17 protein-coding genes and 2 pseudogenes are annotated in these 24,247 nt (G+C 53.6%); 10 read left to right on the top strand and 9 right to left on the bottom strand.

Translation table 11 applies throughout. The annotated features are described in order from the left end of the window. Window positions 1-11 precede the first annotated feature (11 nt). Complete coding sequence (locus tag P1Y20_RS13760) at window positions 12-2,135, bottom strand: DUF2254 domain-containing protein (RefSeq protein WP_304449226.1); 2,124 nt, start codon at window positions 2,133-2,135, stop codon at window positions 12-14. Between the two features lie 94 nt (window positions 2,136-2,229). On the opposite strand from P1Y20_RS13760, the gene P1Y20_RS18895 reads away from it, so the two are divergent. Together P1Y20_RS18895 and P1Y20_RS13770 are read left to right on the top strand one after the other, a co-directional pair. Beyond that, the gene (locus P1Y20_RS18895) at window positions 2,230-2,385 is read left to right on the top strand and encodes a hypothetical protein (RefSeq protein ID WP_465261619.1); all 156 of its coding nucleotides are present in this window, start codon (window positions 2,230-2,232) and stop codon (window positions 2,383-2,385) included. 151 nt (window positions 2,386-2,536) lie between these two features. Further along, on the top strand, window positions 2,537-3,193 hold the full coding sequence (locus P1Y20_RS13770) for a hypothetical protein (protein WP_304449228.1): 657 nt from the start codon (window positions 2,537-2,539) through the stop codon (window positions 3,191-3,193). 29 nt (window positions 3,194-3,222) lie between these two features. Here P1Y20_RS13770 and P1Y20_RS13775 read toward each other — a convergent pair whose 3' ends face one another. Together P1Y20_RS13775 and P1Y20_RS13780 are read right to left on the bottom strand one after the other, a co-directional pair. After that, window positions 3,223-3,603 (bottom strand): helix-turn-helix transcriptional regulator, encoded by a 381-nt coding sequence (locus P1Y20_RS13775; RefSeq protein ID WP_304449229.1) that lies wholly within the window; start codon window positions 3,601-3,603, stop codon window positions 3,223-3,225. 189 nt (window positions 3,604-3,792) lie between these two features. Beyond that, window positions 3,793-4,185: an ArsR/SmtB family transcription factor gene (locus P1Y20_RS13780; RefSeq protein WP_304449230.1), complete on the bottom strand. Its 393-nt coding sequence runs from the start codon at window positions 4,183-4,185 to the stop codon at window positions 3,793-3,795. A gap of 94 nt (window positions 4,186-4,279) precedes the next feature. Here P1Y20_RS13780 and P1Y20_RS13785 point away from each other — a divergent pair, with 94 nt between their 5' ends. Next, a complete protein-coding gene (locus tag P1Y20_RS13785; RefSeq protein WP_304449231.1) occupies window positions 4,280-4,930 on the top strand; it encodes a DUF7509 family protein in 651 nt (216 codons plus the stop codon). A 57-nt stretch (window positions 4,931-4,987) separates the two neighbouring features. Here P1Y20_RS13785 and P1Y20_RS13790 read toward each other — a convergent pair whose 3' ends face one another. The 4 genes and pseudogenes from P1Y20_RS13790 to P1Y20_RS18765 form a co-directional block, all read right to left on the bottom strand. Further along, window positions 4,988-5,860: a metallophosphoesterase family protein gene (locus tag P1Y20_RS13790; RefSeq protein WP_304449232.1), complete on the bottom strand. Its 873-nt coding sequence runs from the start codon at window positions 5,858-5,860 to the stop codon at window positions 4,988-4,990. Between the two features lie 31 nt (window positions 5,861-5,891). Next, window positions 5,892-6,497, bottom strand: a complete 606-nt coding sequence (locus P1Y20_RS13795; protein ID WP_304449233.1) for a site-specific integrase — start codon at window positions 6,495-6,497, stop codon at window positions 5,892-5,894. Window positions 6,498-6,852: 355 nt separating this feature from the next. After that, a pseudogene (locus P1Y20_RS13800) lies at window positions 6,853-7,294 on the bottom strand (AAA family ATPase); the annotation flags it as partial. Between the two features lie 189 nt (window positions 7,295-7,483). Continuing rightward, window positions 7,484-7,730 (bottom strand): annotated as a pseudogene (locus P1Y20_RS18765) (DUF8139 family protein). Window positions 7,731-7,854: 124 nt separating this feature from the next. Between P1Y20_RS18765 and P1Y20_RS13805 the strand changes: the two are divergent. Beyond that, window positions 7,855-11,151, top strand: coding sequence for an AAA family ATPase (locus P1Y20_RS13805; protein WP_304449234.1), 3,297 nt, complete (start codon window positions 7,855-7,857; stop codon window positions 11,149-11,151). Continuing rightward, window positions 11,141-12,499, top strand: coding sequence for a hypothetical protein (locus tag P1Y20_RS13810; protein ID WP_304449235.1), 1,359 nt, complete (start codon window positions 11,141-11,143; stop codon window positions 12,497-12,499). The genes P1Y20_RS13805 and P1Y20_RS13810 overlap by 11 nt, the downstream gene beginning before the upstream one ends. A gap of 10 nt (window positions 12,500-12,509) precedes the next feature. Here P1Y20_RS13810 and P1Y20_RS13815 read toward each other — a convergent pair whose 3' ends face one another. Next, window positions 12,510-13,601 carry a metallophosphoesterase family protein gene (locus P1Y20_RS13815; protein WP_304449236.1) on the bottom strand — a complete coding sequence of 364 codons (1,092 nt, stop codon included), beginning with the start codon at window positions 13,599-13,601 and terminating at the stop codon, window positions 12,510-12,512. A 342-nt stretch (window positions 13,602-13,943) separates the two neighbouring features. On the opposite strand from P1Y20_RS13815, the gene P1Y20_RS13820 reads away from it, so the two are divergent. From P1Y20_RS13820 to pglX, 5 genes are all read left to right on the top strand, one after another. Next, window positions 13,944-14,594, top strand: a complete 651-nt coding sequence (locus P1Y20_RS13820) for a BrxE family protein (RefSeq protein WP_304449237.1) — start codon at window positions 13,944-13,946, stop codon at window positions 14,592-14,594. A 9-nt stretch (window positions 14,595-14,603) separates the two neighbouring features. Then, entirely contained in the window at window positions 14,604-15,416 is an 813-nt protein-coding gene (locus P1Y20_RS13825; protein WP_304449238.1) for a BrxA family protein, read from the top strand. Further along, window positions 15,406-15,975 carry a BREX protein BrxB domain-containing protein gene (locus tag P1Y20_RS13830; protein ID WP_304449239.1) on the top strand — a complete coding sequence of 190 codons (570 nt, stop codon included), beginning with the start codon at window positions 15,406-15,408 and terminating at the stop codon, window positions 15,973-15,975. Before P1Y20_RS13825 ends, P1Y20_RS13830 begins: the two co-directional genes overlap by 11 nt. Continuing rightward, on the top strand, window positions 15,968-19,612 hold the full coding sequence (gene brxC / locus P1Y20_RS13835) for a BREX system P-loop protein BrxC (protein WP_304449240.1): 3,645 nt from the start codon (window positions 15,968-15,970) through the stop codon (window positions 19,610-19,612). Before P1Y20_RS13830 ends, brxC begins: the two co-directional genes overlap by 8 nt. Before the next feature lie 191 nt (window positions 19,613-19,803). Further along, complete coding sequence (pglX, locus tag P1Y20_RS13840; RefSeq protein WP_304449241.1) at window positions 19,804-23,529, top strand: BREX-1 system adenine-specific DNA-methyltransferase PglX; 3,726 nt, start codon at window positions 19,804-19,806, stop codon at window positions 23,527-23,529. 42 nt (window positions 23,530-23,571) lie between these two features. Here the strand turns inward: pglX and P1Y20_RS13845 are convergent, their stop codons facing one another. Further along, window positions 23,572-24,159, bottom strand: a complete 588-nt coding sequence (locus P1Y20_RS13845; protein ID WP_304449242.1) for a TATA-box-binding protein — start codon at window positions 24,157-24,159, stop codon at window positions 23,572-23,574. Window positions 24,160-24,247: the final 88 nt, after the last annotated feature.

Genomic DNA, 24,247 nt, shown 5'->3' on the forward strand with positions numbered 1-24,247 from the left:
CGGAGCCTTGACTACCGAGCTTCCTGCGCCTCTTGGAGTCGCTCGTGGAACGCCGCGTAGTTGCTGCTATCCTCACCATTCAGCGTGTCTGCGATCTCATCTTGGAACCCGGTGTAGCTCCAAAGAGCATCTGGATAGAGCCACCAGCCGTCGCGGCTTGTGGAGTTTGCATCGGTGGGGTACCCATATCGTGGCATCAAGGGCCGGGGAATGCGGCTCTGGGTTTCGGGAATCTCGTAGAACTCGTCAACGAGGACATCCCAGAGCCGGGGTGTGACTGATTCTGGGTCATGGAAGCGGTTGATCCATGCACCCGCTAATTTGAATTGCTTATAGAGATTCTTTAAATTACGTTCTGTGAAGGTATCTGTATCATCGTAGGTGTCCGCGAGTTCACGGTACACCTCTGCGTAGGGTTCTATGAGTTCCGCAATGTCCCCGGGGTCGTCTCTGTGAAAGTAGATAAGTAGCGCGGTGACGTCGCTCATCCGTTCGTTCAGATTGTGATCGACGTTTTCCTCGTTCTCAATCGCGGTGCTGTAGTTCTCTGTGACGAGCTGCAGCCATGTGTCATTAAGCTGTGTGACGAGATCGGTTTTGTCATCTGGTTCCAGTGGTGCTGCTTGCTGAAAGGTGAAGAGGAGCTGTGTGTATCCTTTGTAGAGATCTGGTTGATTGGCTTCCGTGTTTGTCAAGCTGATTTCGTGGAGGAAGTTGACGAGTGCTTCCAGGTCCTCTTTGAGGTATTGCTGTGTTCGGGGGTCGGGGTCTTGGTGTTCCAGAAGGGGTGCTGCAACCTTGCCTGCGAACGGTTTCAGTCCAAAGGGGCCAGCAAAGAGGACTTGGTCATTGTAGAAGCCGTAGGTCGATTTGCCTTCGTTGAAACTGTCTGCAAATTCTTCCAGTAACTGGGAGCGGTCGTATTCAGAGGTATGGCCCTCTGACAGAAGTGCGTGTAGATAGGCTGCATACATCTTCTGATATTGGCCATGCAGCGACTGCATGAGATTCGCAAGATAGGGATGGTTGCCTGCGGCACAGAGCGTCGAGATATCTTCAAACTCGCCCATACAGAGACGGACAGTATCAAAGTCACCCTGCTTGATGGCTGACAAGCTCATGTCTCCTAGCTTTTGAATGCTGAGTCCGGCAGCATTCGTCCGGTCGAATTCGAGCGAATCCGTGAAGAGATCGCCCAGCAGCGATGCCCACGATCCTGCCTGTGCGCCGAGCTCGCGAGTTTTCGTTATGTTGACGCCGATTTCGCCGATGGCTTCAACCACGCTTTCTGAGTATTTCTGCCGTGTGTATTCTTCGAAGGCTGCGGAGCCGATGAATTGGAATTGATCGTTGAGCTCTTGGAGGAAGTCTTCGTTGACGTCTTGTTCTGTTGTTTGGTCCAGGAACTGGTCGGTGATACGGGTGAGAGAATCGAGGCAGGTATCCACGACTGGTTGCTGGTTCTGTTCAATGGCCTTGATACAGGTACTGACGATGAGCTGGGTGCGGCTGGTGAGGTGCCTGATGTACTCGTCATCCTGTAACGGGACGCCGAATGGATTCGGTCGATAGATTTTGTCAGCGCTGATTTCGTTCTCAATCTGCTTCGTGATGTACTCGATAATGTTGGCGATGTTGAGGAAGTACCCGGTGAAAGCGATTAATGCACCGACAAGGAGTATTGTCGCAATTGAGAAGGCATAGCCGATAAGCGTGAAGGGTGCTCCGGCGTCGAAGTAGCTTCCCGAGATGCTGTAGATGGAGCCGACCAGAATGAAGCCGATTGTCGCTAGAAAGTATCGGTCACGCAGAATCACGCTGGACAATCGGGATGAGTACTCCTGGGTCGCGTTCTGGACAAGGAAGATCACGACAAGGAAGACGAGGCTGATAATACTCAAAATGAGGTTGAGTGAGGACCCGAAGAAGTTGCTTGTTGGTGTTCGGGACAGCATCGAAAAGACAGGGATCGAATTCCCGGTTCCGATAGCAACAGCAATGATCAGTGAGGCGAGGACTGTTCCAACTGCTGTCCCAAAGAGGAGACGACCATATTGATAGGAAGATACATCCGTTGCGTTAGAAATCCGCTGTGAGATACGGGTAATGGAGCGACGAAGCCGATTCAAATCCATGAGACGATCACAGCCCTGTGATGACCACCTCTGCGTTCACATTTAAATCCACTGTGGTGATTCTACAATATGCTCTAATGCGATTGTAGAGGACTTGGCACCCTCCTACTGCATTGAATCTCTTCTGTACAATGTCCCCTCCGATAACTACGTCTATGACAACATAGGGTTCGTCATCAGCCAAGGCGTTGTATTTGCGCTCTGTATCCTGCACACGGAGCAAATAATCCATCAATCCAGACATAGCTGACACACATCGGTACGCACCCCTACTCACCAGCCCATTCATCGAATATCAGTATGGAATGAATTCCTTGTGAATCGTTCTATGACCCTCTCTAAACGAGGCCTAGATCTTGGTGGGTTTCTGTTCCCCCAGTTGCGTGGAGGCAGCGTAGCCAATGGCAACAGACCCTTCGTTCAGAGTCGACCTCAACACCGCAACCGCCCTTCGTGACTGGCTCCTCGATACGAGTCGGTGCGAGACCACTGAAACTGCAGTTGCTGAATCGCTCGCGGAACTCGCGGCTGGCATCGACGGTCAGCTCCATGGTCGGTCCGAATACCTCGAGATCGCCGTGACGCCGACGAACTTCCCACCGACGAACTCGTCTGCGTCTCCCGATACACAGAGCGAAGTGGATGAGAGCGACGACCTCGCCAGCCACGACACCGACGCCGCCGTGGGTCCAGTTGAACGTGATCCAGTCGATGACGGTCACACGGACCCGGCTCAGGTGTATAACGCACTTCCCAACGATGCATGGCACTCCCCGACTGGAGGAGATAATACTAATCCGGAGGGGTCGTCGACGCCGATGAGCGATTACCCACAAGCGCCGACTGGTACATCAAGTCGCAATCGCTCCGATAACGATGAGGACTCCGCCGCGTTCCAGTTCGTCACATCGTACGAATGCAATGTGTGCGGGGCCATTCAGGAGATGGAAACCTCGCTGCAGGTCTGTGCATTCGTCGACGATTGTGCAGCCTGTGGCGCCGCCGACGTCCGGTTTACCCCGGTTGGAATCCCGGAGCCAATTCACGACTCCACATGATTCCGCATTTACCTCGTCGTTGACCGATTTCAGGTATTGTCCAGCCCGACCATTTCATCAATGAAGTCGCAATACTCCTCGACAACCCACTCACCCCGGCCCGTAAGCGTGTACTCTTTCCGCCGATTGTCGCTTTCCTTCGTCTGCTTGTTGACCAACATAGAGTCAACCATTCGATCGAGACTTGGATACAGCCGCCCGTGATTGATGTCTTCCGGGTAGAGTTCCTCGAGTGCGTCTTGGAGGTCCACCCCCTCTGCTGGCCCGAGTCGGTAGATCAGCCAGAGGAGGTGGACCTGAAAGGCGGTGAGATCTGTCGGGAGATTATACGACGAAAAATCAATCGAACGAGTTTCCTTCGAATCATCGTCAGAGGACTCCGCCCCATTCGACGAGTCTGACGCGGTCATACCTCGATATTCACTACCGATACCTAAAATGCCACCCGAACGCCGACAGCGGATTCGCCCTCATCATCGTTACTTCGATCACGCCACCACGTAAGCATCCTCAACGAACGGCACTGGAAAGCTGGCGTGTGATGATACCACGAAAAGATTCCGAGTGAGCGCCTTCTGGGACGGAAATACACGCTCCTGTTAGTCGCTATAGGCGTCGAGGAGGTCCCACTCCTCGCGCATCAGTTCGCGGACGCCGTGTTCGAGAATCCCTTCACCGAGCGAGGTGGCCTGGTAGTACGAATAGAGGCCTTCGGTGTCGGGCTGCTTCCGTTTTCGATTCTCGACGAGCCCAACATCGATGAGTGCGTCAAGATGGTAGTGGAGCGTGTTCGACGGGAGGTCGAGTCCCTGTTCGAGTTCTTTCGCGCTGTGGGCTCCCTTTTCAGTCAGGAAATGGAGAATCCGAAAGCGGGTTTCGTTCCCGATCGCTCGCTGCATGTCCAGATACTCGTCGAGAGAGAGGAGACTGTGCTCGGGCAGGAGTCCTTCCAAATCGTCCGCATCGGGGGACGCACGTTCGGATTCGGCCATATCCACTAGTTGCGTAAGCAGACCCATAAGTGCTTGCTGACTCAGCACCCACAGAAAAGCAGCTTATTTATATATGGGGGCGGATGCTGGTGTCATGCGCGACCGGCTAGTCGGCGAACTTGGCGAGCTCGCCCATTCACGCTTTCTCGTCTATCTGATGGGACCATACAAGACGTTCGACGTGGATGCACTGCTGGACGCGGCAGAGAACAACAACCGCGAGGCTCTGAGCTCAATCCCCGAGACGGTGGATTTCGGTGCGCTTGTCGGGTCGGACGTGGATCTCGACCAGCAGGAAGCGGTGCTTGATCTGCTGCTCTACGCCCGCGATCGGCTTCGAACCGATCCGGGCGTCAACGCGTTTCTGGCCATCGATATCGACATCCCGTTGGAGGAGATGGACGCGGCAACACAGAGCATCGAATTCGCGCTCGCGAGCAATGCTGTCATCTACATCGTCCCACGGATCGGTGATAACCTCGGTGTCGGCATCGAGACCGGCTCCGTGCTCGAAGCGATCTTTCGTGAGCGCGACGAGCGAACGCCGACGAACGCGCATCAAGAACGAGTTCTGTTCATCCACGAGTCCGGTGTCCGGAGTGCGATGATCGCTGCCGTCCAGGACCGGTGGGATGCGCGCGTCTACTCATATGACGACCGCGATGATCTCGTCCATCAGCTTCGGTTGTTCGTCCGTGATCTCGCACGACGAGAACAACGTGGTGACCTCCCGCAGCTCGATTGATATCCTTCCTGTCCTGCTCATTCCCGTCTTGCGGCAGTCGTTTCGTCCCCCACCGGGTTACTTCTCCTGTGCTCGCTCTTCGAGGAAGCTTCGCAGCTTCGACTCGAACGACGGCGGCGTCGCCCCGTACGACGACGCTGCGAACTCGACTACTTCCTCGACATCGGCTTCCTCTAGCACCGTCCCCAATCCGTAGAGTGCAGAGCGGGCGACCTCACTATAGAAATCGTCCTCGTCGTAGCAGAACTGGCAGTCCTTCCGCCAGTAGTCGGGGACGAACTGCACGCCCAATGCCTGATGTCTGGGGCAGATACCTTTCCGGACCTTCCCGATGTTTCGGAAGTCAATCTGCCACGCTCCGTCAGGTGCGATCTCGACAACGAAGTACGCGCCGAGAAGCGCGTCGGCACCATGGTCTGCCGTTCGGTAGAGGAACGCCGTGTTGAGTGATTTGTTCTTGTATCGGCCTGTGTGTATATGGCCCGAGAAGTACGCTTTCCCCGCGAAGTGGTCCAGTAGCTCGGGATACCAGTAGTGATTGACGAGGATCGTGTCGTCTTCGACGAGCTCGAGATCCTGGGTGAACGTTTCTCCAGCGACGGTGATCACGTCATCTTCGGGGATGAACGTCCCTGGAAGGTCGTAGTCTTGGAACGGCCGTTCCGGGCCGATTGCCCCATCACGGTTCCCCCAGATGTAGAGGAGTTCTCCCCGCTCGTTGAGGGCCTCGAACTGCGGCGTGATCGCCTCGAGCTGCTCACGACCTTCGTCGACGCCGTCGAACCATGCGTTCGTGATATCGCCGACGTGAATGACGAAGTCGAATTCCTCGCCGTCCGTCCCATCTAGGACCCGCTCTAATGAGGTCACGTCGCCGTGATTATCGCCCATACAGAGGAAGCGCAGTGTCTCGTCATCGTCAGCCGTCATGGGGAATCGCTCTCGCGTGGAGTGAGGCGGTTCATATCAGCCCTGCCTCTTCGAAGGCTTCGTTGACGACGTCGGGCGTCGGCGCGTTCAGATACGGTTCGATCGCTTGGAAGGAGTCCCAGCCGCCAACGGCCATCACGATACGGGGATTCATCTGGCGGTCGACGAGAAGGCGTTGGGCAAACCGTCGACGGAGATCGTGGGAACTCACGTAGCGGAAGTCGTCGTCGCCGGTCTCGTCGGCAGCACGGTCGGCGGTCCGCTTGACGACGTCTCTAACGCCGCGCTCTGTGAGGTCCACGAGCGGGTCGGAGGGTGCGATATCCTCGTGGGTCTGGTAGCGATGGATATCGCTCTCGACGTCTGGTGGGAGGTAGGCGTCGCGAGGCTTTCCGCCACTCCCGGTCGTGTCCTTCCCCTCTGGAACGCGGAGGCGGTAGTGATCACCGTCGGCTGTTCGCTTGACGTGTTCCGGGTGGATCTGTGGAATCTCGAAGGCACGGAGTCCGACGTATCCACCGAGTTGGATGACGAGATCATCGCGTGGATTCATCGTCGAGCGACGCAGTTCCTCGAGTTCGTCGTCAGTCATCCAGACTTTGTACTCGTCTGGCTTGGCGGTCGCCTCCAGTCGCATAGTCACTTCTAAAACAAGCTTGCACCATATATCTGTCGAGCATCAGAAATAGTGGTGTGTTGCCCGTCGATAAGGTTGGCTCAGAGGCGAGGAGTAGGTTTTCAGTGACGACTTCTTTGACAAGTCGGAAGTTAGTAGGATTTCACGTTGATTTGGGCGATCCTGTGATCATCGAAGAGCGCCGTCACGTGTGCCTCGATGAACGCCTCAACCGTAGGCACGACCGCGTCAATCGGTCTCGGGCCGTTGTCTTGGACCGCGACCCTGAATTTGAGCTTGCTGAGGAACCGGATCGTGCCGTGGAGAGTGCCGATCCTTGACTTTGGAAGCGCCGCGTCTCGTGCTCCCGTCAGCGCGCGAGCTGCTGGAGGCTATGGAGATCGTATACGACGCAGGGGTCTTCGAGCTGGTCGACCTTGTCGAGGATGACGACTGTTCACGGACCGTCGTGCTGCTGGAGGCGGTCGACGAATTCATCGTGGGGTGTCGACTGTCGGTGGATGTCGATGGTCGCACCGAGGTCGTCGAGGATATGGTAGAGCGTCCGGAACCGATGTAGTTGCGCCAGCAGTCGTAGATGGTCTCGACGTCGAGAACCTCTTCACGGAGCCGTTCGGTGACGAACTGCGAGATGCAGGTCTTGCCGGCGCCGCTGGGTCCGGTGACAATGGCCGTGTCGGTGAGTTCACCGTTCGTAATAGGTTCGAGAACGCTGGAGAGGAGTTAACTTCGGCGTCGCGATGCTCAACGTCCCGAGGGACGAACCCGGCGCGGAGGACGCGAGCATCGCGGATCATCTATATCTGGTAGACTGATTTTCAGGCTAGTACTAAAAATGTGGCCGGTGTTCCCGGAAAACAACTTCAACGCGGATAGAACTGGGTTATCTACTCGCTGCGTTGCGATTTATTTGTGGAAATTCACCGTTCCCGAATTTTCTGAGATACGGAAGTTAATCTTGTCGCATAAGAACGTATATCGGATAATCAGGACGTAGGGTCGTTATCTTCGTCGATAGGGGGGCGGAGATCGCGCCATCGAAAATCTGCGGTTTCTCCAGAGCTGAGAGACTCGATAGAGGCGGTCGTCCCGTTCATCACCAGTTACCGCTTCAGCATCGTCAGTCAGTACTGTAACAACGTGACCGTGTACTCCATGATACTGCTCGTGATCAGGATCTGTCTCATCTGGAATATCAACCCGAACACGGTCATCTTTCGAGAAGCGCTGCATTGAGATTCAGTACGGTATCGACCACAATTAGTCCATATGATTCAGATCAGGGTCTATCGGGGATCGGATTGGGCGATCATCAGCGGCATACCTTTATGACCCTCGTGTGTTGGATTTCGACAATATGGTGGCTACTTCGTCTGAAGATATTGAAGACTTAATTGACCGATACCGTGACGAACACGATTGGGAGCAAGACAAATCTCACGTTCAGAACACATCCACGGTAATCCGTCAGTTGGTACAGGCCATCGTCGAGACAGGGTCTGTCGACGAGTACGCGATGCGCACAGTGTACAACCTGTGCCAGAACGATGACGCTCTCCAACCAGAGAATAAGAAGGAACGAATTGACAATCTGGATATCGACTCCACCGCGAAGTCTGAGATTAAGGAACGGATTGACGAAGGGACAGGTATCGTTGGGAAAGGAACATACTCGGTGCCAATTGAAGGCCACGAGGAAGAAGCGTTCAACCTCCTATCAACCGCGATCAGGTCCGATAATCGTGATGAGATTGACCCCGCTATAGAAGAATTCGCCAACCTTGAAATTGAAGGGATACAAAACGGAATCATCTCCCCGATTCTCTACTTTCTCCACCCAACAAAATACCCGATCAGTAACCACCGCTCACGAACAGGGATGCAGAAATTCTTTGGTTATGAGATGTCTGGCCGACTCACGTCTTACCTAACTGAAGTCGAGAAATTCAACGAAGTCCGTGCCGAGTACCCGTTCAAAAACGACTTTCGACATCTGGACAGCTTCTTCAATTGGGTTGAGGAACGGGAATCAGTCTTAGTTGAGCAATCTTCGGAGCCAGTCGCAGAGATATCTGATGATGCTGACCTCTATTGGGTGAATCAACATAACCAACCAGAAATCGAGGAAGAGTATCTCAGAGCCAAGACTGACGGACTCTGGCATCACAATTTAGATAAGTTATCCATCGGGGACATAGTCTTCCACAACTTCGATAACGAGTTGATTGGCATTTCGACCGTAATCGAGAATGCCGAGACGTACACATCTCGAGGTGAAGAATACTATCGAGTTGAGGTCGAACTACGCTCATTCGGAGAACCAGTGCCCGTTGACGACGATTTGAAAGAGAGACTCGGACAGGACAGATATCGGACAGAAAAATACTACCCCATCGATAAGAACGGCAACCTCAATGAAGCCTATCTGGCGAATCTATCCCAATCTGCAACGGAGTTTCTCTTGAGTCAGGTAGACTCAGTTGAGGAGCCCGAAACCACTGAGGAAACTTCACGAACTCCAAGAAGGATCTGGCAAATCACGCCCGAGAGAGGCGGCGAATACTGGGGTGCGTGGATGCAGCATGGAATTGCGTCTATCGGATACGGACTCGACCATAAGGTGACGGACGATGTAGCAGACATCGACGATGTCGATGAGCTATCTGATGGAGAACTCGTCGAGATCGCTGCGGATGCCGGCAACAACCATGGTCGCGGTATGGCATACCGGTTCCAGTATGAAATCGACGAGGGCGATGTGATAATCGCAAAACAGGGGCGTACCTCAGAGCCCGACATAATCTATGGGGTCGGTATCGTTACTGCTGCCCACCACGAGAAGAACTATCCTGAAATTAATCACACGGATGTCGTTGGCGTAGACTGGAAGGTGACTTTCGGGGAAGGAGGTGTAGATATTGCTGTTGACAGTGGTGCCGATTCGATCAAGACATACACACTAGATACTCTTGATCCAGAGTACTACCGCGAGCTCACGTCCGAACTCGCCGGTAAAGCAGACGTAGACCGCGATGAACTCCTTGCTTTCGTCTTTGATGAGTCGTCTACTGATGCTGAGGGAGAAACAAAAGACGAAGACACGAACTATTTCTGGATTTCCGCTAACCCCTCGATCTGGAAAGTCGAGAGCATCGAAGACGGTGGAGAGGTTTTCTATACTGCGTACAATCGAAAGGGGAACAAACGCCGAATCTTTGGTGCATTCGAGGAGGCCTCTCCCGGCGACAAGGTGCTGTTCTATGAATCTCAGCCCGTCCAGGCCATCGTCGCAGAAGGGACAATTCGGGAAGGGCTCCACGAAGATGAACACGAAGAGTACGATCAACCGATCGACGGAATCACGATCGAGTACAGCCGAGCCATGGAAGAAATTTCGTGGGAACAGCTCACCGCGGTCCCGGATCTTGAAGATGCCTCTCCAATCAGAAACCGCGCACAAGGAAGCCTCTTCCCCCTTACCGAAGACGAGTTCGAAACTATCCTCGCACTAGAGGATCCGATTGAAGACGGTGTCTCACAGGACGCCATTAATCAACTCAAAACAAAACTCACCTCTCCGGAGGTCAACGTCTCGATTCCTAACAGTCTCTACTTCGATGACGCTGACCGACTTCGACGCGAGATCGAAGCCTCGCTCCAGTCTGGAAAGCACCTCATCTTCACCGGACCACCGGGCACCGGGAAGACAAAACTAGCTAAGGCGATCTGTGAATCCGCGACGACCCACGAGCAGGTCGACGATTACAGGTTCACAACCGCGACCTCCGAATGGACTGCGTTTGACACGATTGGCGGATATGTTCCATCTACGGGTGACGGTGGACAGGAACTCCTGTTCGAACCTCGGCTCTTCCTGAAGTGCTTCCGGCAAGACCGTGTCGTCAACGAGTGGCTCATCATCGACGAAATCAACCGATCAGACATCGACAAAGCCTTTGGACAACTCTTCTCCGTCCTGTCCGGCGATTCAACCGAACTACCATACGAACGCGACCGAACTGTCGAACTCCGCTCACTTTCTAATTCAACAACTGACGAAGAGCTCGCCGACATTATTGGGAACCCAGACGCCTTCCCAGTCACCCCCTCGTGGCGGCTAATTGCCACAATGAACACGTACGACAAAACCTCGCTGTACGAAATGTCGTACGCATTTATGCGCCGTTTCAACTTCGTCCACGTCGGCGTTCCGCCACTCACCAGCGATGACGAAGTCCGAACCTCACTCCTCGATCCAGACGGAACTGACAATTACGCGACTGCGTGGCTCGCCGACGATGAGTCACTCCGATCGGTTCTCGAAGACGTGTACCCTGTCGTTGCAGTTCTGTGGCAACGCATCAATGAACACCGCGTCATCGGTCCCTCCATCGTGTACGATATCGTCCGGTATCTCGCCTCGTACGATGACGCCGGCGGATCACGGACAGACGCGCTCACATCTGCTGTCGTCTCCCTCGTCTACCCGCAATTGGAGGGAATGAGACCAGAACAGCAGAAACAATTGATTCGGTCACTCACCGATCAGAACGTCGCTACGGAAAACGGATCTGTAACACTTGATCTCGACAAGTCGTTACTCCAGCACAAAGCGGCTGACTTCTTCGGTATCACATTCGACGATGACGCGTAGTCTAGCAGTAGAGGAACTCGTTAACGCCACCAGCGAAGAGCTGGGTACGTACTTACGGAGCGGCGCGCTGAACACGAACGCACTCACGCGCTCACTCGATTACGAAGGTCTCGATATTGAGGACTGGGAGCGTATCAAACGCATCCATTTCTGTCTCGCAGACGACGTCCACGATTTCATCAGCGCTCTTCCTGACCGGGTTCGTCGGATCAAGACCGAACATCAACGTGAAAACATCCACACGCAAGGCGAAGTCCGCGGGTCGATTAACTGGAGTGGCACACTTCGTACCCGCTCCGAAACCGGCTACGCAGACCGTAGCCGCTTTGTCTGCAACACCCCCTATACTGAATACGATATTGCAGAGAACCGCGTTTTGAAGCGCCTCCTGTGGCAAATCCACCACACAGTTGCAGACGAACTCCAGAGCGTCGAGTACGATTGGCGGCACGACTTCTGGACCGATAACCAGCTCGCCAGCTTCGACCGGCTCTACAAGCAGAACGTCCACCTGAACCGCATCAAAGACGGGCCAACCATCTCCATTTCCGGACAGGATATGACCACCGCTCGCCAGTCACGCCTCCCCCTCTATACCGAAGCCTACGACCTCTACGACACGTTTCAACGCCTCCAAGCCGATACGCTCGACCCGGACATCACGGAACTCCTCGCAGACACACTCGTCGTCCCGAGCGACACACCAACTCTCTTCGAACTCTTCTGCTGCTTCCGCCTCATCCGTATTCTCAACCGTTATTCTCCCGGCTTCTCTCTCAAACCAATCGACGGTGAAAGCAGTGCGCTCGCCCACCTCGAATCAGACGATACCCGCATCGAAATCCACCACAACAGTACCGGCAATCTCAGCTTTCACGAACCGCTTGACGCGACACGTCGTCCAGCACACTCGCAGTACGCACGTTACCACGATGTTCTCATCGACTACAGCAACACCCTAGAATCACTCACCGGCAACCCACACGATTCTGTCTTATATAGTGGTCGTCCCGACATCATCATCGAGAGCTACGACACCACATCCGACGAACAACTCGTCTCCGTACTCCTCGGCGAAGTCAAACATTCCGACGCGACACAGACCTTCAAACAAGGCCTCGAGGAGCTCCTCACTTACCGGCGATTCGCCAACAATAATGGCTACCTCATCGACGATCCAGAGGTCTCTCTCACTAGCCTTCTCATCACGAATGGTCTTACCACACCAGGTACGAGCGACGATGTTATCCATCTCAACGGAACCGATCTACTCGACACCGCAAAACAGCAACATTCGGACTGGATTCTTCCTTCCCTTAGACCTCCCATTATCCCAGAGCAAGCCTGAGCCTATACGATCATAACTCGTGCCGTCTGGTCTCGACGGTGTCTACAGATACCGTCAGTTCCGTCACAAACGCGCCGTGATTCCGGTACGGCTCGCTAATCCGCATCGCTGGCCCTGTATAGAACACTGGTGTCCCGTCATCCGCCTCGAACGTATACCCATTCTCGAAATCTCGTTTCTTTGGACGGTGCTCATCACCGATCAGCACGCAATCAAACGATACGTGTGACTGCGCGAGTAATCGATCCAAATCAACATCAGCGTCGTACCGACGGTACGGCGTCAACCCGTCGTGAAGACACAGTACGTTCGGACCGGAAGACGCTGCACCGAACGCGATATCAGACGGGTCCCATTCTCGCGAGTGGAACTTCCCGACGTCGTCGATTCCCACGTTCCCCGCGGAGATACCGTACGCATCGAGTGGTCCGCTAGCGACCGATGTTGGGCTGGTCGATAACTCCGTAAGATGTCCTTTCGTCACCTGAGTTTTGAGCCACGAGATCCCGTCAACTGAATCCGGATGCTGCGGGTTCGCCGAGTCATGATCGTGCGACCCGATAATACAGTAAACTGGAATGTCACGTGATGACAATCCTGATAAAATCCCACTGGCGAACTCAAGAGTTTCTTTGTCCACCTCGTGATCCAAAATGTCTCCTGTGTGAATAATCGCGTCAACACTCCGCTCAATCGCAAGCCGCGTCACTCGCCCGATTGTCTCCTCACTCGAAATGTCCTGAACCCACGACACGGTACTCCCCCGCCCAGTTTTCTCTCGATTCTCGTATCCTATGTGCGTATCACTCACAAACAGCACCGTCGTCTCAGACCCCGTCATTCCACGTCCAACATTCTCTCGTGCTCGGTGGACCCGCTCAGGGTCAAGCAGGAGATCGACTCCGTCACCTGGCCGATCAGCCGCGGGTTCAGCTGGGAATTCAGCCAGCAGCGAGATTGCCCAATCAACCTCTTCCGACGAGACTTTTACAGGAAGCACTTCTCTCGATTCAGGTGCAACCGGTAATTTCGCACCTGCCGGCACATACCGGCGATCTGATTCACGTGGGTCCGCCACCGCGATCGCCGAAAACTCCGTCACCCGATCCCCGTTTCCGTGTCGCCGCGCGTAGTCCTTCCGCTTCCCCAAATTCCGCTCCTTCTGTTGTGCTCCATAGCACGATGCCCTATCAGCTAACAACTCATCATCGTACAGTACAGACCGCAATGCCACCTTCCATTCCGAATCCGTCCCAGTAGGCAGCGACCCATAAAGAACAGAGAGACAATCGTACAGCTCAGTCAGCTCGTTCCCAGAACCCATCGTATTCACTATCTCTCCCCTGTCGGGCGATATTAAACCCCCGAGGTACGGAACGTACGGTTTGGTCTTCAGAAAACGGGAGGCGTTGGTTCTAAGCCACCACCTCTTCTGGATGTATATATGACTTCAACTGATCTCGCCGATGCGTTCGTCTCGACTAAAGAGGCCCTCAGCGATGCAGGTATTGAGGATGAGTTCTTTCTTGACCTGCTCGCCTCACGCTTGTTGGTAGAGCGCGTGGGCGAGTCGAATAACCAAGGCTGGTGGGACTCACGGGTTCTCTCTGAGACTGGGCGGACCCGACTCGAAGAAGTAACGCCGAAAACGCAACTCCAATCTCGAATCTCCCTCGCATCGAAAGTCGGGAGGAAAGCAGAATCAGACCGACTTCCAGCAGATGCCATCTCCCTGTTCTCGTTCGGCCCTCAAGTGGAATCCCGCCTCTCTGCTGCCATTGAAGACATCGAACCTGCCGATACTCAATCTCTGGAGGCGCTTGAGAACATCTCTGTTCAATCTCTGAGTGAAGGCTGGACGGACCGAATCATCGAGCAAACTGGATCAAACATCACAGCAGCATCTACCACGCTCACCGACCCAGGGACTGGTGATTCATTCCGTATCGAGGAGGAGGGGTACACACAGTCCGAGGTCGAACCAGAGAAATGGCGGCTGCTGGTCACCCTTCTGCAAGGGTACGGGCATAGCACCGACCGTCTCTGTGTGCCGTACTACCCCCTCAAGTCAGAACTTAAATCCGAAAGCGCGTGAGATATCCATATGAGTAACGAGCATATTGAGCCGAGAGATGGCGAGGAAATAGAAGCAGCGGCGAGTCTCGACCCGAAAATCGCCCATCACAGTACGTATATCGACGAGACGAAACGCATCCTTCGTACGTACGTCGATTGTGAGTCCTACGAAGAACTGGAGCGGCGGGTCGTTGAAGAGAACATCCTGAACAAGGACACAGACGAGTATCGAACGAACATTCTCCGCGAAGTCACACGTCGTCACATCCCCGATAAAGAGGAGTACACAGAGACGCCACTAATGAAGATTATGTCGGCTGACGTCCGGAGCGACGTAACCGACTGGTGTCTCTACTACGAATTCGCGCAAGATCCGTTCATTCGCCTCGTCACCCTCGATTTCCTGTACCCTGAATTCGAACGGGGAACTCTCTCCGTGCAAGCTACGGACATCGTCACGTTCATCGAATCGATTCAAGAGGACTACGCCGACCTGCGTGACCGATCCGAATCGACGATCAACGAAGCCGCCACGAAGTACCTCACCGCACTCCGAAACTACGGGCTCTTAGAAGGCACCCAACGTAAGGAATTCGCTGTCATCTACGTCCCCGACGAGACAGTCGCTTACGTCGTCTACCGGCTCTTCCAGAAGGGGGCGAAGTCCGCATCAGATGTCATCGAACACGACGACTGGAAGTTATTCCTGATGAACGAATCCGAAGTTCAGCGCCGTATCCGAGATATCTCACCTCAGTATGTGAGCTACGAGAAGCGCGGATCGACAGAACGACTAATTACAAAGCATGACAGCATAGAGGACCTAATAGATGCTTTCTGACTTTCAAGCACGGCTCGAAGAAGTAGAACGACTCGTCAGAGACGATAGAGACGAAGTCGGAAAGCGCGCTGGAGTTCCCTTCATCGTCTTCACCTACGACCCTGGTGACGAACTCGAAGTCGACGAAGAGGTTCGAAACCTCATCGAGAAACTGGAGTATCACGACCAAACCGTCGCAGGAGTCGATATGCGCGAACTGGTCTTCAGCATCCTCGAAGACCGCGGCATCCTAGAGAACGTGATCGATCTCGAACGCCGGGATCGAGACCAGTTACTCGACGGACTGAAATCGTCGCTTCTGGACGACGGCGAGATGGGGCAGTTAGCGTCGGCCATCGCAACGGCGGCTGAAGACGCTGACACTGTGATTGTCTACCGGATGGGTATTCTGTATCCGTTCGCCAGTGCCTCCACACTCATGGGGCAATTAGAAATGAATACACCGGACGACACGCCCATCGTATTCTGCTACCCGGCGAAAGTCGATGACAAGAGTTTAAGATTCCTCGATGAATCGGAGGGGACATATTACCGTGCAAGGGTGATCGGACATGAGTGATACTACCTCCTCCCACCAGATTCACGAGATCTTCTACCGGCCAATCAATCGGAAGATCGACCGGGTCGTCAAAGTAGATAACGACGACCCGAGCGTCGTCAAGAAAGAACTCGAAGAGTACATCCTCACGCCACAGCTCGAACGTCACTTCTCGGACGCGTTAGAGGCCGTCATCGATACGGAACACGCACAGACGGAAGACGTCGGGATGTGGGTTTCCGGCTTCTTCGGCTCGGGGAAGAGCCACTACATGAAAATCCTCGGGCACATCCTCGAAAACCGCGAGTTCGAGGATACACACGCGGCCGAGATGTTCCGGGATCGAATCGAGGGCAACGAGATGCTCGACGGAGCGGTCTCGTCTGTCACCCAGAAGTTCGATTCCGAGGTGCTGATGTTCCAGATCGGCGCGAAAGCCGACGCATCCGGGAGCGAGTCCATCACGGAGATCATCCACCGTGAGTTCAACATCTCCCGTGGTTACGCCTCGATGCCCTGGGTCGCCCAAATGGAGCAGGAACTCGAATCACGAGGCGTGTACGACGAGTTCGTCGACGCCATCGAAGCGAACACCGGGAAAGACTGGACGGAAGCCCGCAAGGACGCCATGTTCGTCCGGTCCGACATGGAGACCGCATTAGTCGAGGCTACCGATGAGTTCGACGACGAAGACGATGCAGCCCGCGCAATCGACGACGTTCAGGACAACGTTCTGATCAACGCGTCCACGCTCGCCGAAGACATCGTGGACTACGTCGAACAGCGGGAAGCCGAGACTGGCGACAACTGTCGGTACTTCGTGTTCATCGACGAGATCTCGCAGTTCATCGGCGACGATGGGCAACTCCTCTTGGAACTCCAGAGCATCGTCGAGGAATTCGGGCAGAAAGGCAAAGGCAAGGTCTTCCTCGGAGTCACCTCCCAGGAACAACTCCAGCAACTTATTCCCGGCGTCTTGGAGAAGGAAGCCGAGGAGTCGAAAGTCATCGACCGCTTCCCACACCGGTTCGACCTCACCTCCGAGAACCTCGACAAGGTCGTCCGCGACCGTGTCCTCAGCAAGAAAGGCGAATTCAGAGGCATCCTCGGCAACCTGTATGACCAGCACGAAGGTATCCTTTCGGCTAGATACAAACTGGACTCCAGTCAGAGCCTGAAGCCAATTAACGAGGATAACTTCATCGACTGCTATCCGTTCCTTCCCTACCAACTCGATATCCTTCCGGAGATGTTCAAGGCTCTCGGGAAAGGCTCAGACGACCAGCTGGCAGGGAGTGAACGCACACTGATCGACGTCACCCAGAGCGTCCTCAAAGACGAGGCCCATCTCTACAACGACGAACTCGGGGCGCTCGTCACGCTGGACATGATCTTCGACGAGATCAGCAACGACATCCCCAGTAGTGACGTCAAGTCGATCCGCGAGGCGCGACCGAAAGACGCCGATCCGGAAATCGCACGACGCGTCCTCAAGTCCCTGTACCTCCTCCAGCAGCTCCCGTGGATTCCGAACACGGCCGACAACATTGCAACGTCACTCCAGACGGAACTCGGCCCCACGCAGCAACTGGAGGGTGACGTCGAAAAGACGCTCGATGCCCTTGTCAACGCCGGCTACGTCGGTCGGAGTGAAGAAGGCTACCGGTTCCTCCGTGAGACCGAGCGGGAACTCGAAAACGAGATCAAAGGCATCGAAGTCGGCCCAGGTGACATCCGGCGCTCGTCCAAACGCTTCCTGAACGACATCCTCGACGAAACGTCCCGTGTCAACTACCAAGGGAAGACGTTCCAGGTGAACCTGAGCATTGACGGCGAGGAAATCACGTCGAAGGGCCACATTGACCTCAAAACGTACTCGCCGATATACCAGCGATACGAGGATCTCGATCCGGACGGCCTGAAAACGCAGAGCTTCAGCGAGGACGGCACACTGTACTGGATCGCCGACAACGAGAAACAGCACGCCATCTACGAGAAGCTGAAATCGATCTACCAGATCAACACCGTTGTCAAAGAAAAGCGCGGCAACGAACTCAGCCAGGAGGAACAGGAAGCCCTCGGACAGAAGCAAGAAGACCTCCAGCGCCTCCGCAACGAAGTTGAACGCGAGTTCAAACGCAGCTTCCAGCGCGGAGTCCTCATTTACAACGGCGACACCGAGGAGTTCGACACCACGAGCACCTCGCTTACTTCGCTCGTTGCCCGGAAGACGGACAATGCCATCCCGAAGGTCTTCACGAGCTTCAAACACGGCTCCGCGACGGTCAAAGACCGACACATCGAGCAGATCTTCGGCGACCTCGACGGCTCGTCGAACCCGTCGGTCTTCTCCGACCTGGGTGTCGTCCAGGACGGCGATCTCATCGCCGAAGCCCGAATCGCCTCGGAAGTCGAAGACGAGATCCAACGCCGTGAGAAAGCAGGCGAGTCCCGCACCGGAAGCGACCTGATCGACCACTTCGCCGAACCGCCGTACGGCTGGAGCCGAGAAGTCGTCAGGCTCGCCGCAGCCGTGCTCTTCCGTAACGGCTCGATCATCCCGACGTACAAGGAACGGACCTACGGGACGTACACGGAAGACGGCGCACAGGAAGTGTTTACCCAGGTCACGAAGTTCAAGTCCACCTCCTTCGACGAGCGCGAGACCGTAGACATCGACACGCGAACGGACGCCAAACAGCTCCTTGACCGCCTGTTCGACCGCAAGGTCAAATCCACGGACCAGGCTGTTGATGAAGGCGTTCGAGAGGAAGCCAACACTTGGGTCTCGACCACCAGCACACTCCTCTCGCAGCTCCGGCGGGTAGACTTCCCGCTCACGGACGACGTCGAGCAGTTCCAAACCCGACTGAAGAACCTGCTTCAACAACCCACGTCGGCCAAGCGCATCAAGCAGTTCGTCGAATTCGAGGACGAACTCGAAGGCCTCACCAAAACCGCGAAAGACGTCGCCCAGTTCTGCGGTGAGAACGGCGGCGAAAACCGACTGAAAGAATACGAGACGATACAGCGATTCATCACGACCGAGTGGGAATCGCTCGTCGACGAGGCAGATGACCACTCGGCACTCGTGGACATCAGCGACGACGCGCGTGACGCCGCCGACCGCGTCAAGAACACGCTGGACACCGAGGGCGTCATCAGCCAGTGGAACAACGTCAAGACGGACTATCGAGCCGCAGCAGAAGCCTTCACCGCGACCTACGAAGCGCTGTACGAGAAACGGCACGAAACGTACACAAACTCCATCGACTCGGTGAAAGCATACGCTGGCTCCGACATCGACGAGGACGATCTCGACTCGGCATTGTCGGACCTAACGGAACGGCAGGGCGACGGGTCGGTGGATCTGGATATCTCGAACAAGGACCACATCAGTCCGGACCCCTCGCTCACCCGCCTCATAGAACACATCCAGACCGTCGACGCGTACGAGAGCGGGGCGAAAACCAAAATCGACGACTTGGACGATGACGACGACGATGGAACGGTCCGCGAGAGTGTAGACATCGACGATATCTTCGGGAGCGTCGTCGTGACTGAACCCGGAGACATCGACGCACCAATCAGTGAACTACGGGGGGAGATCGAGACCCTCCTCGACCAGGACGGTGACGTAGAGATTCGGTTCCGGTAACGCATCTGTTCGGGCTCCGACTTTTCACGAGAGGGCACTGCGAGATTCGGCAGACGCCGGGACAGCCCGTTCTCCCACAATTATAAGACACGCCGAATACTTGCTGGTTGTATGTCATCGCGGGCGGGAATCCCGACACAGCGTACTGCCGTCCCGCCCGTTTCGTGGCAGTGCGCGACCCTCTGATATCCATGTCCACGACACACGGTCAACCCGGTCTCTCGTCGGAACAGCGCTCAACTATCCGAAGCACCATCCTCAGCACGCGCCACACGCTCGAAGATGAACTTAGACGCCAGCTCGAAAGATACGGTATCTACGAGAACAAGCGACTCCCACTCGAAGACCTGTCCCATCTCTCAGCAGAAGACCGCCACACTCGACGAACGCTGGACGCCGCTATCGAGCGAGAACTCGAATCCACGGAAGGCGATCTGGAGCGGTCGATCACCAACTACGTCCGCGAAGCAACGAAGACTTACCTCAACCGGTTCGTCGCGCTGAAAACCATCGAGGTTCGTGGCCTCGTCGAGGAAACCATTACAGAGCGTCCAGAGTACGGCAACCGGTCGTACATACACCACACCGTGGCGGAGATCGCCGGCGAGCTAACCAACGCTCCAGACGACGGCTTCGGTGCCGCACTAGACCTAGCGTATCAGGAAATCGGCGCAGAGATTCGAATGATCTTCGAGGAATCCGAACACACCGCTATCGACCTCGATGCACAGGTTCGAGAGGAAGTTCTTGACGAACTGGATGCAATCGATGACGAAGCGTGGGAGAGTGACGAAGCGCTCGGCTGGGTGTACCAGTATTTCGGTGAGGAAGAACGCGAAGAGATCGACGACCGCGTCGACGAAGAGAACTACAAGATTGCTGGGACGGACATCGCCACGAAGACACAACTGTTCACTCCGCGGTACATCGTCGAGTGGATGGTCGACAACTCGTTGGGTCGGACGTGGCTCGAAATGCAGGGCGAACGGACGAATATCGACGATAAAGAGAATTGCTTCTACCTTGCCCCGCTGGCAGAATCCTTAATTGATCGAGAGACGAAAGCGGTTGAGAACATAACGGTTCTTGATCCTGCTTGTGGCAGTGGTCATATGCTGTTCTATGCTTTTGATGTACTCTACCAGATGTATCTGGAGGAAGGAGAGATCCCCGAGAAATATATCTCGCGTGAAATTCTTCGGAACAATCTCTACGGAATTGATATTGACTCTGGTGCAGCACAAATTGCAGCACTGTCACTATATCTCAAAGCGAAAACACGGGCTCCAAATGTAGAAGTCGACCAGATCAATGTCGCCTCGGCAGATGCAGTCCTAATAAATGGTGAGAAAAAGGAGGAAGTTCTCAGCCGAACACAATCGGAACTCGAAAAAGAAATTCTTGATCAGATATGGACTAGCTTCGAACACATCCGAGAATGGGGAAGTCTTGTCCGAGTTGAAGAGCGTATCGAGGAGATTATTGACGATTACCGAGATGAGCTCCAAGCCGCGGGCCAATCCAAGTTCACACAAAGTGGAGGGCTTGAGAAGCAAGCTTCTGTCGTCTCGTTCTCGGATGATGAATCTGAATCATGGGGGGCTGTGAAAGAGCGGCTACTTGAGAACGCCCGTGAAATAGCTCGAATAGCGCTTAACGAGGATAACCCAGTTGATGAAATGTTTGCTGCAGAGGTGTCAAAGACGGTTGAACTTCTGGATATCCTTATTCATGATTACGACGTGGTTGTCGCTAATCCACCTTACTTAGGTAGCGCAAAAATGGGAGATAATCTTAAGCAATACGTTAAAGACGGGTATGTTGGTACCCGTGACCTGTATGCTGCCTTCATTCAGCGATCCTGGGAGTTCGCCAAAGAAAACGGGTATGCATCGCTAGTCACACCCGAGAACTACATGTTCTCATATAGCTATCGAAAACTACGTCGAATTCTACTTCAAAACCATCAATTTGTCGAGGGTGTCCACCTCTCCCGATATGGATTTGACCAACAAAAAGACGCTTACACAATTCCGTTCCTTCTTCGCAATAGTGAGCCCGAGGAGCTCGATAAAACACGCTTCTATCGCATGACTCACGAACAGGATCTGTACGATAACTATGAGAAGAAAATAAAGGGCCTGAACAGCTTAGTCGGACAAATAAGAAATGAAGAATATTCTGATGATATCTACGTCGTGAATCCAAACGACTTCCTATCAATCGGCCGACAGCCGTTCCTGTACTGGTTTGGTGATTCCATTCTCAACCTATTCTCCCAATATCCTGCAATAGAGGAATCGGTTGAAGTAAAACAGGGGCTAGCTACGGGAGACGATGATCGATTTGTGAGAAAACATTGGGAGGTGCCACCGGCGGAGTTGGAAAGTGATTATGCCCCATATCAAAAAAGTGGTTCTTCTTCTCCCTACTATGACACGCAACGTGACTATCTCTATTGGAAAGACGACGGTAAAGAAGTCAAGGAATATGATGGGAGCTATCCTCGTAATCCCGACTACTATTTCCGAGAGGGAATATCATTCCGAGGTTTCGGAAATTATGCAGTTGCTCGTGAAAAGCCAGATGATACTATCTTCTATCACAAATCGCACTTTGTCTACTCACCGGAGATAAACGATCAATATTTACTCGGTTATGGTAATTCTACTCTGGTTCGTTTCCTCTTGAATGGAATCAATCCGTCGTTGAATTTCGAAGTCGGTGACGTGAAGCGACTACCTATTGAACCGGAACCAGAGCAACAACAAGAGGTAGAGAACCTCGTCAACCGTGCACGCGACCGTAGAAAGCAGTTAGTCGCATTAGATGAGACCGGTGATGAATTTAGCCCAGAAGTTTTCGCTAATCACGTTCAGGGAGGAGTAAGAGAACTTCTGCATTATGAAGATCAGCTCAATGCAGAAGTAGGTCTAATCCACGGACTTATCGACCCAATAATCTATGACGAGTACTCAATACCAACGGAAGAGCGAAACCGGCTCTACAATAATTTGCCTAAGAATTTGTCAACATATCCTGTTGTGGAAAACTTGGAGGCCGATTATGCAATTCTCAATAATGATGTGCCCAAAGAGAATCTGTCACCGGACGAGTATGAGTCTTTACTCTCTAATATTGTCGAAAGCCCGGTAGAAATCCGTGATGCAGCGGAAGAATTGGAAATCTCTCCCCTAACCATCGCAGATGCACGATATATGGAGGATCTCTATGAGGCGGAGAGACTCGAACAAGCTGCTGGCCGAGTTCTATCGTTCTGTCTTGGATTGATTTTCGGACGTTGGAACGCCGACCAAGACACAGAACCTGTAAGTGATGGGATGGTTGTATTTGACGGGAGTGCTGGTCAAAGTGTAAGGAAGCAAATCTTGAGTTGCATAGAGACGTTTTCCGATGATGATTCGGCTATGCTGTCGTCTCTCGAAGGTTCACTGGGAACTTCTCTAGACGATTGGTTACGTGGGTCATTCTTCCGATATCATCATTGTAAGGAATATCGCCGTCGAGGCCAGCGTATTCCGATTTACTGGCAACTCGAAAGTCCGGACGGTGCGTTTAGTTGCTTCATTTATTACCACGAGATCGACGCAAACACCCTTCCAAAACTACGGGGTCAGTATCTTGACCGGCGTATTGACGAACTAGAAAACGAACTGGAAACTCTGAGAGCCCAAACTAGCGGCGATAATCCTGAGAAGGAACTTCTGAACAGAAAGGAGAAAGTCCAGAACGACCTCAACGATATCAAAGAGTTCCGTGCGACCGTGGACGAAATGATCGACGATGGCGTTACAGTAAACCCGGAAAAAGGAATCTGGGAGAACATCAAGGAATGGGATCAATACGAAGTTCTTCAAACTGGGCTCCCAAAACTAAAATCAAGCTACTTGCGTTAAAAACAGTGTATTATAAAAAATAGACATACATCGAGGGATGCGTCAAGGTACTGTGGTTTTTAGGAATGTTTGAATACGATTGATTGCTGGTTCAATATCTTCAGTTCTCCGAAGCCCCTGTATCACGAACCGTCCTGTTGAATATAGCATAAAAGTGGCCGAAAAATCATCCAGTCGGACAATAGCAGCGGGAAATTGTTCTGGCTCGTATTCCACCGTCAGCCCAGGATCATTGTCACCGAGTGGAATCTCTTCCAGTTGGAGTGGAGTTCCCAGATCACCGCTCACAGCGATGTTCATTATCTCTGGGCGTTCTAACAAGGTGGCCTCGTGACCAATTTCACAAACACGATTGATTATTTTTTCAATATATTCTGCAGCCTCTTCTGAAGACAGGCACCCATAAACAAATAGTCTCTTATTTGACCAGTCACGACCGCTTATAATAACCCGAACATTAGAATCTGGAGGTGCGTATTTGTGGCCGTTATCCGTACGCTCAAAGCCATTAAGCATCTCCAATTTGGTTGGATCCATCCGAACGATAGCCTTGTGCATCATCGAATGTGGTGAGTATTCCACACCAGACCCCGTCTCAAACCTTTGTTTTCTGCGGTCTCCCTTGGTCATGTTACTGTAAAGTTTCCCAAGGTAGAGACCTGAGTCTTTTGCATATCTATCATCAGAGTCTACCTCGGATGAGGTAGATTCCCGAAAC

The sequence above is a fragment of the Halomarina ordinaria genome, assembly GCF_030553305.1.
Classification (GTDB): Archaea; Halobacteriota; Halobacteria; order Halobacteriales; family Haloarculaceae; genus Halomarina; species Halomarina ordinaria.

Excerpts from the sequence above, each read along its gene's own strand:
- P1Y20_RS13770 (WP_304449228.1), top strand. The coding sequence starts at position 2,537 with ATGGCAACAGACCCTTCGTTCAGAGTCGACCTCAACACCGCAACCGCC.
- P1Y20_RS13805 (WP_304449234.1), top strand. The coding sequence starts at position 7,855 with ATGGTGGCTACTTCGTCTGAAGATATTGAAGACTTAATTGACCGATAC.
- pglX (WP_304449241.1), top strand. The coding sequence starts at position 19,804 with ATGTCCACGACACACGGTCAACCCGGTCTCTCGTCGGAACAGCGCTCA.
- brxC (WP_304449240.1), top strand. The coding sequence starts at position 15,968 with ATGAGTGATACTACCTCCTCCCACCAGATTCACGAGATCTTCTACCGG.
- P1Y20_RS13820 (WP_304449237.1), top strand. The coding sequence starts at position 13,944 with ATGACTTCAACTGATCTCGCCGATGCGTTCGTCTCGACTAAAGAGGCC.
- P1Y20_RS13830 (WP_304449239.1), top strand. The coding sequence starts at position 15,406 with ATGCTTTCTGACTTTCAAGCACGGCTCGAAGAAGTAGAACGACTCGTC.
- P1Y20_RS13845 (WP_304449242.1), bottom strand. The coding sequence starts at position 24,159 with ATGACCAAGGGAGACCGCAGAAAACAAAGGTTTGAGACGGGGTCTGGT.
- P1Y20_RS13825 (WP_304449238.1), top strand. The coding sequence starts at position 14,604 with ATGAGTAACGAGCATATTGAGCCGAGAGATGGCGAGGAAATAGAAGCA.
- P1Y20_RS13775 (WP_304449229.1), bottom strand. The coding sequence starts at position 3,603 with ATGACCGCGTCAGACTCGTCGAATGGGGCGGAGTCCTCTGACGATGAT.
- P1Y20_RS13790 (WP_304449232.1), bottom strand. The coding sequence starts at position 5,860 with ATGACGGCTGACGATGACGAGACACTGCGCTTCCTCTGTATGGGCGAT.
- P1Y20_RS13785 (WP_304449231.1), top strand. The coding sequence starts at position 4,280 with ATGCGCGACCGGCTAGTCGGCGAACTTGGCGAGCTCGCCCATTCACGC.
- P1Y20_RS13795 (WP_304449233.1), bottom strand. The coding sequence starts at position 6,497 with ATGCGACTGGAGGCGACCGCCAAGCCAGACGAGTACAAAGTCTGGATG.
- P1Y20_RS13780 (WP_304449230.1), bottom strand. The coding sequence starts at position 4,185 with ATGGCCGAATCCGAACGTGCGTCCCCCGATGCGGACGATTTGGAAGGA.
- P1Y20_RS13810 (WP_304449235.1), top strand. The coding sequence starts at position 11,141 with ATGACGCGTAGTCTAGCAGTAGAGGAACTCGTTAACGCCACCAGCGAA.
- P1Y20_RS13760 (WP_304449226.1), bottom strand. The coding sequence starts at position 2,135 with ATGGATTTGAATCGGCTTCGTCGCTCCATTACCCGTATCTCACAGCGG.